At 47.3% G+C, this 6,884-nt stretch carries 3 protein-coding genes; 2 read left to right on the forward strand and 1 reads right to left on the reverse strand.

The genetic code is table 11. The features are described from left to right. Nucleotides 1–6 precede the first annotated feature (6 nt). Nucleotides 7–585, reverse strand: coding sequence for a hypothetical protein (locus NDI52_RS30270; RefSeq protein WP_348256894.1), 579 nt, complete (start codon nt 583–585; stop codon nt 7–9). A gap of 727 nt (nt 586–1,312) precedes the next feature. Here NDI52_RS30270 and NDI52_RS30275 point away from each other — a divergent pair. Together NDI52_RS30275 and NDI52_RS30280 are read left to right on the forward strand one after the other, a co-directional pair. Next, nucleotides 1,313–4,489 carry a hypothetical protein gene (locus tag NDI52_RS30275; protein WP_348256895.1) on the forward strand — a complete coding sequence of 1,059 codons (3,177 nt, stop codon included), beginning with the start codon at nt 1,313–1,315 and terminating at the stop codon, nt 4,487–4,489. After that, nucleotides 4,489–6,864 (forward strand): hypothetical protein, encoded by a 2,376-nt coding sequence (locus tag NDI52_RS30280; protein WP_348256896.1) that lies wholly within the window; start codon nt 4,489–4,491, stop codon nt 6,862–6,864. The genes NDI52_RS30275 and NDI52_RS30280 overlap by 1 nt, the downstream gene beginning before the upstream one ends. The last annotated feature ends 20 nt before the right edge of the window (nt 6,865–6,884 follow it).

A 6,884-nucleotide genomic window follows, 5' to 3' on the forward strand; every position in this document is an offset into this window, starting at 1 on the left:
AACAGATCAAGCCTTTTGGCTAGACCGCACGGGCTGATGAGCGATGCCACAGTGGGGGCAGTAGTTATATGTCAAAGAGGTAATGATGCCATTGCAACTGGAGCAGTGCTCCATAGCTTCCTCTGCTTTAGAACCAAATAGCCATTTTACAAAGGCTTGCCCTGCTTCGAGGGGAGACATTTGCCCGAATTGTTTGATGCGTTGGACAACGGATTGCAGATAGGAGATTTCACTGCGGTAGGTAACGATTGCATCTTCATAATCCTGGGCCACGTTTTCCCAATCCCTGGCCTCCTGTTGTAGTCGGCGCAGTTCCTGTTCGTGATTATGCTGCTGCTCTTCAAAGGTTTGGAAGAGGTCTGAGAGCACCTGCCGATGAACATTCCCTTCTCGTTCAAGCTGGCTTCTGAGCTGTTCGATTAACTGGCTTTGAATTCCAATCTGCTGAGATTGGGCTTCAACTTGAGCGCGATAGGACTGAACTTGCTGATGCTCGCTACGGGCGATTTGTAGCAACTCGTTCTTTTTAGTGCGTCCCAGAATAGTGGAATCTGCTAATTCCCAAAAGTCCTTCTTTTTCGGCATACCTTACTGCATCTTAAGACAACGATGAGAGGGTGGCCTAAACGAGCATGAAGGAATGCAGATCGCCAAGGCACCTTTCTATCATTGCTCATTTACAAAGAATAATCATCTGTGTCTTTAAAGATGAGGGATCAATTAGTGAAAACTTTGTAAATATTTGGTTAATTTCTAAAAATACTTCTGCACAAAAACAGCGGGTGTATTGAGAGAACTCATAACATGCTTGTCTGTATGTAACTTACAGTACAATTGCTCTTCGTTCTGGGCAGAAGACTGCAACCCCTGCTTTATGGCTGATCGGAAATTTAGAGTCTTGCGAGAAAAATACTGGTTTAAGTAGCATTGCTTCTCAATTTTGACGGCTTTCACAACATTGCAAACCATAGGGGCGGCATGAGAGGAATTCTGTGCTCACCCTTTTTCTCGTGGAAAAGAGAAGGAGCTTGACTCCCTCAGGTTTCTCTATCTCTTGCTCCTAGAGTACTGAAAGCTTTGTTGATGCTTCTTAGAACTCTACTGAGATATCCCCATGCCTGAAAATAGGCTTGTGAACTGCGTTGAATCTAAGAACTCCTTCCTCAAGCCTCGTTGCTTTGTAAATAGAAATGATCTCTGATCTTGACACTTAGGGCATAACTAAGTTAGAGAATAATTAGTTTCCATCTACTCAGGTTGGTCGCCTTTGTGGGTGAAGCAGTCTAAGACTGGTTATACAAGGACCAAAGCTATGACACTACAAAATCGTGGTGCCGAAATTTCGGCACATATTGTTAAGCCTTCTATTGATCTGGCGACACTTATCAGCCTCGTTTCCAAAGCCGTGCCAGTGAGTGCCGATGCTGAGCCAGAGACTCAAGATCCCAAGCAGCGACGGGCAATCTTGTTTGATGATCAGAAAAGGCGTTTGAGGGTATGTACTTCTTCTGTTCTGCGTAGACTTTTCGGACAGCGCGAGTTTCGTCAGTTTTTTGATCCAGCGAAAGGTCGTGGGTTTGTCTGGGAGCTTACTAATCCGGCCTATGGGATGCGTTCTCGGGTTGGAGGAAACTTATCTGAAGGAAGTGCTGATAGGTTGGCAAAAGCAGTTGATGAATTGATGGCTGTTATTGATCAGGCAATTGATTCAGCTTCACCTACAAGTGTTCCTCTATCTTCTCTACTTCTAGAGCAGCCAGAGCAACAGTTTCAGAACCTGGCTAAGCGCGTAGGAGCCTCGTATAAAACACAAGCCCATTCAGCGAACCTGATTCCCCTGGCTTTTATGGCAGAAGATAAGGTAACGCCAAAAGATAAGCCAGTTGCCAAGGTCATTTCGGCGATTGAACGGATTGATGCCGCTGATTACTTTGAGCGCATGTGTAGTGCTGTGGGTGATTATTTAGCGATTCATCGTGATTACGATGAAGACGATATAGAATCGGCTATTGATAGTCTCAAAGATGAACAAATCAGGATTGATAGCCAGATTACACGGTTTCTCAATTTTCTAGATGATGAGGCATTGGCACGGGTAAGACTGGCGATCGCGTTCCAGATTATGGAGACGATCGCAGATCAGGCTCAAGCCGTCCGTAAGCCAGGGCACCAAGCGTTAGTTGAATACGTTCATCGAGCCTCATGCTTATTTGAAACAGCCCATGAAGTAGGGTATACCGTTGATCTGAGTGCTCATTATGGAACAGTGGCTGAGTTTGAGCTATCTGAGTACCTGAATAAAGCAACCTTTTACAGTTGTTTACCCGTCTGGGCTGAGTGGAAGACTCAAATTTTTGAAGAAAAGACGCGAAATCAAGAATCGACCAGCTATAGCGTTGTACGGGAAGTCAGTTACCGCTTTCGGGTGAATGGTCAAAAGCCTGAGACAGGCAAGGCTGCTTTTTCAAGTCGCTTAGATGACATTGAAGAGGAGCTAAATGATTGGGAAGCTTTATCAAAGTCTCAGCCAGGACGGCTTTGTCGGCGGCTTGCGGAGCTGCTTTTTCTTGCTGTCGTAACACCAAACGCTGGTACTCAGGAGGATCAAGATGTATCTTCACTGGTACAACAACGGCTTGCCCAACTGAAATCCGGTGGGAAAGAGGCGGTTCAAAACCTGTTGCAGGAGCTGCGGCAACAATCTTCTACGATGGATCAGATCGCCACAGCACTAGTTGAGGTGCTTCGTACGAAAAGTCAGAGAATTATATCTCAGGTCCAGCGGCGCTCCTCTCAACAATTCATCTGTGTCAAACGTACGATTGTTGAATGGTCGCGTCTGGAAGGAGCTGAACCTGGTGTAAAAGATTTGCTGGTAAGTTCTCCTCAGCGATCTCGTGAACAGGTGGAGTGGTTTCGCCATATTGAGGTTTCAAAGACTCCTGATGTTCCAGGCACCCTATTTTCAGTGAGTGTATCAACGGAAATCTCTGAGCATAATTTGGTGGTTCGAGGTGAGGAATGTTCGCTTCAGGCTCAACGCCTGCTTCCCTCTCAGCTTCTTCAAGTCTGCTGGGTTCCTTACTGTTCTGAAAAAAAAGAGGATTCCTGGGTTTATAAAGTTGTTGAATCCGCCTCTGATGCAAAAGATTGGATACTGCCTGCTTCGGTGCATGTTGAATACGACATTAAAACCCTTCAAAAACGGGAGAGGAGCACGGACGATAGCAAGCAATTCCATGCGGCGGCTGTTGCTGCTTTTACAATATTTACCTACTGCTGTCTGTGGAGGATTACTCAGCGTTTAAAGGGTGAGAGTGCCCATGACTTCACTACCCTCATGCTACGACTTCAAGAAACGGGCAAGTCCAGGGAGGAGGGTAATGGCGATGATTATGTCTATGCTGCGGCTCAATCGATTGAAGCTCTTCTAGCTCAGGACATCAAGATTCGGATGCAAGGTATTTCCCTGCATAATCTAAATCCAGAGCGATTCGCTTCGAAGTATGTCAAGGCTGGCGTTTTCGATGCCCTACTCAGTGCATTCCCGATTGCAATCAGCACCCCTACAGTGCCATCAGTACCCAAAGTTGGCTTAATCTCCTATGCGACACGACCATGCGATGAGCAGCCTATTCTCCCTAACAACGAAAAAGGGCACTTATTGCTGGCTCAAAGCTATCTCGCAACGGTGATCGAGCATCCTTTTGTGGGGTATCAGCTTCAGGCTGAGCGAATGCAGGTGGATATTGTGGATACCCCGGAGCAACTGGGTAAGCAACGGTTAGTCCAGGAGGAGATCAGCTACCTCAAGGCGCAGGGTTGTGAGCATATTATTTTGCTCTCCCATGCCTATGGGGGGCGTCACCTCAACCGAGCTGCTGATTACAACTCCCTTTTAACTCCTAAGGAATTTCTGGCAGAAATCTCTAAAACCTTTTCTGATCTGACAATTTATACCCTTCTAAGGGATGTGTTTCCTGCAACAAGGCTGAAACGTCGTGATGCGGACCAGGCTGCATTTGAGATTTTACGGGCGGGGGACCATACGACCTTCTTGCGTGACCTTAACCAGTTACAGGTGCGGAATGTGATCCCGGTTTATACCTTTGCGACCCTGAACGTGGTGCAAGAGGACAAACGCCCTCAGTCTGGTTTTTGTGTGTATTTTTTGGTGTCGGATCAGCGGGTGGGTGAGGTTGATTGGATGGAACGTCCTCGACGGCACCTGGTGGATGCTGATCAACGGTCTGAAGTTCATCCTTGCCTGCTCTCACTGCTACGCGGGTTGCATTTCATTGAAGCAGAGCGTGGAGAGAAAAAGGGACAACTCATTCCGGTGCTAGATCCATTTAGCTGGATTTCTCCGGCCACAGTTGAGGCGGCAGGAGAAGTTGAGATCATGCATACCCGTCGTAGGGGAAAAGTGCTGCTTAGCTACCCAGCTTTACTCTGCCATGTCTCTCGTGTCTTGCATCGGAGAAAGTAGTGGAACCCTCATTTCTTAATCAATCCTCCAACCTTGGTCGTGTTTTTGAAATTGCTGTGCAACGAGGTGTTTTAGAATGGTTGATCCATGAGGGATTACTCGATGGTCAACACCAGGTTCTAGAACCTTGGAGAAAAGCCAGGAATTCTGATATTTATACCCGTCTGATTCAAGCTTTGGATCTGAGCGACCCCTATGCTCAGGATTGGGCTAAGACGGCAGTGCGCCATCTTTTGGTGCTGGGTTATGGTTTGGGTTGGACAGCGATACGAGAGTGTCTAGGGCATAGCGCATTGCGTAAACCCAGACTCGAAGCTATCTGGTGCCCCCTGGTACTACCTGGAGTCGAAATTCAACGGGATGAGGAAGTTGAAGCAACGGCACAGGCTTTTCAATCAACCTTTGATTTGCCGGGGCATTGTGATCTGGGATGGGTTAGGCAAGGGCAGCCTGCTCGGGCAGATTTTCTGTTGTGGTTATCGAGTGGACGCCAAAATTCAAGGCAGCGTGAGGAGAGGGAGAAGCGAAAAGAGGGAAAGACTGCAAAAGCAAATCATGCAATTTTCTGTTTGGAATTTTCCTATAACGCACCCGGTAAGCTTGCAGATTTTCGTTCTGAAGAAGCGCATCGTGAAGAGATTAGTCGTTATGCTCGCTATCTGGACTCACGAGGAGTGTTTTCAAGAATCTGTGCTGAGGTGAGTGAGGATGAGTTTTTAATCAGTTCAAATCTGGCGAATCACTTGGTGGCTTTTAGTGGCTCTGATAAGCCTCTTTATAAGCTTTGTCAGGCATCTTCCTATACTGAATCCCTAGTGCGGCTGCTACGAGCCAAAGAGCGATTGCACGGTGTGTGCAATACACGGGCGATCGCTGTTACCTCGAATGGGTTTGAAAGTATTGCGGCTCAGTTTACTGGCAATGACCCCGAACCCGATCCTAGAACTCGGCTGATGGCTTCGCTCGGGACAGCCTATTGCCGAATGAGAAAGATTGGAGATGATGTCTCTAAAGAAGCTCTTAATGCAGAGATTCGTACGGTGTTTAATAAACTGGTGCGATCGCTCCCCCGTGAGTTTAAGGAGCAAGCCAAGCAACTGGCCCAGCAACCAGATATTAATGGCAGTTTCCAGTACTTGTTTAAGGAAACCTTAGAGCATTTCCACAATCCCATGCAGCTTGTAGCCTGTGATGAGGCGATCGCAGCGGTTGAGGAAACCCGTGAATTAATCGAATTCTTTGGGGGAAATAGCCCAAAAGCTTGTATTACAGAAGCTTTTCAGCAACAGAACCCTCAAAATAATCAACTACCCTTGCGGGGTATTCATGCAGCAGCAGTAATTGCTGGACTGCGAGCTGCTCAAGTGGGGCAATTAAATGTTTTGGCTTTAGAAGGTAACCCAGGAATTGGAAAGACAACGGCTGTCACTCAGTTTCTGAAGCAGCAAAGGAATGGGTATTTATTTCTCTACGTCAGTCCCAGGGTAGTTATCAATCGAGATGTGACCACTAAGTTTGCTCAAGACAAAGGGGAACCCAGTGGCATTTTGACGGTGACAACCAATTCCAAGCTAATTGCGGCTGCACCTCAATGGTATGAGGAACAGAGAGCCAAGCAGGGGTCGGAGAATCGGGTGGTGGATAGTGCGGTTGTCGTGGATGGGGTAGCAGGGCTGGCAAAACCTGTTTGTAATACGGTATTTGTGACGCCTGATGAAGAGCACCAGATTGATTGCAATATTGTTACCTCGGCCCGGTTTAAGCGATCGCGCAGTGAACGGGAAGATCGGGTGGAATCATCTCGGCGTCCAGGGGTTTTGCGGACGCTTGCAGGGGCGGCCCGACGGTTACTGGAAGAGAACCCCAAGACCAATCGGCTGGTCATGACAGCAGCAATTCAGGGGTATCGGGCAACAGCGCGTTCAACGACTGTTGAGGGGTTGGGAAATCTTTTTAGCAAAAAGCCAAATACTCCAGCAGGGCGACGGGAGCGGCAGGAGTTTTCTAAACGGATTTCTACAATTATTGTGATGGTAGATGAACTGGCTGGGGATGGGGCTGGAGCATTATTTGCTCATCGGTTGGCGGATTGGCTACAGGAGCAATTCATCGATCCCTTTGAGGGGAGCAAATCACCTTTTCGCCTGATTTTGATTGCTTCTGATGCCTCTTTAAGTAATGAGGTTGTACTCAATAGCTATTTGAATTCGGGTGAGCGTGCTCCTGATAAGGTTCTGATTAGCCCAAGTGGAGGGAATTCTCCGTTTCGGGTTACTGGAACTTATAGAACCCATTTGACATCTTTACAATCTCAAATTAAGGTACTGAAATCCCTTGAACCAAGGTACCATGCCATATTCCAGCAGCCTCACTGATGAAGAATGGAACATCCTCG

Origin of the sequence: Leptolyngbya sp. PL-A3 (assembly GCF_039962325.1) — a bacterium.
Lineage (GTDB): Bacteria > Cyanobacteriota > Cyanobacteriia > Elainellales > Elainellaceae > Vacuolonema.

Coding starts and splice junctions, on each gene's coding strand:
- NDI52_RS30270 (WP_348256894.1), bottom strand. CDS start 585: ATGCCGAAAAAGAAGGACTTTTGGGAATTAGCAGATTCCACTATTCTG.
- NDI52_RS30275 (WP_348256895.1), top strand. CDS start 1,313: ATGACACTACAAAATCGTGGTGCCGAAATTTCGGCACATATTGTTAAG.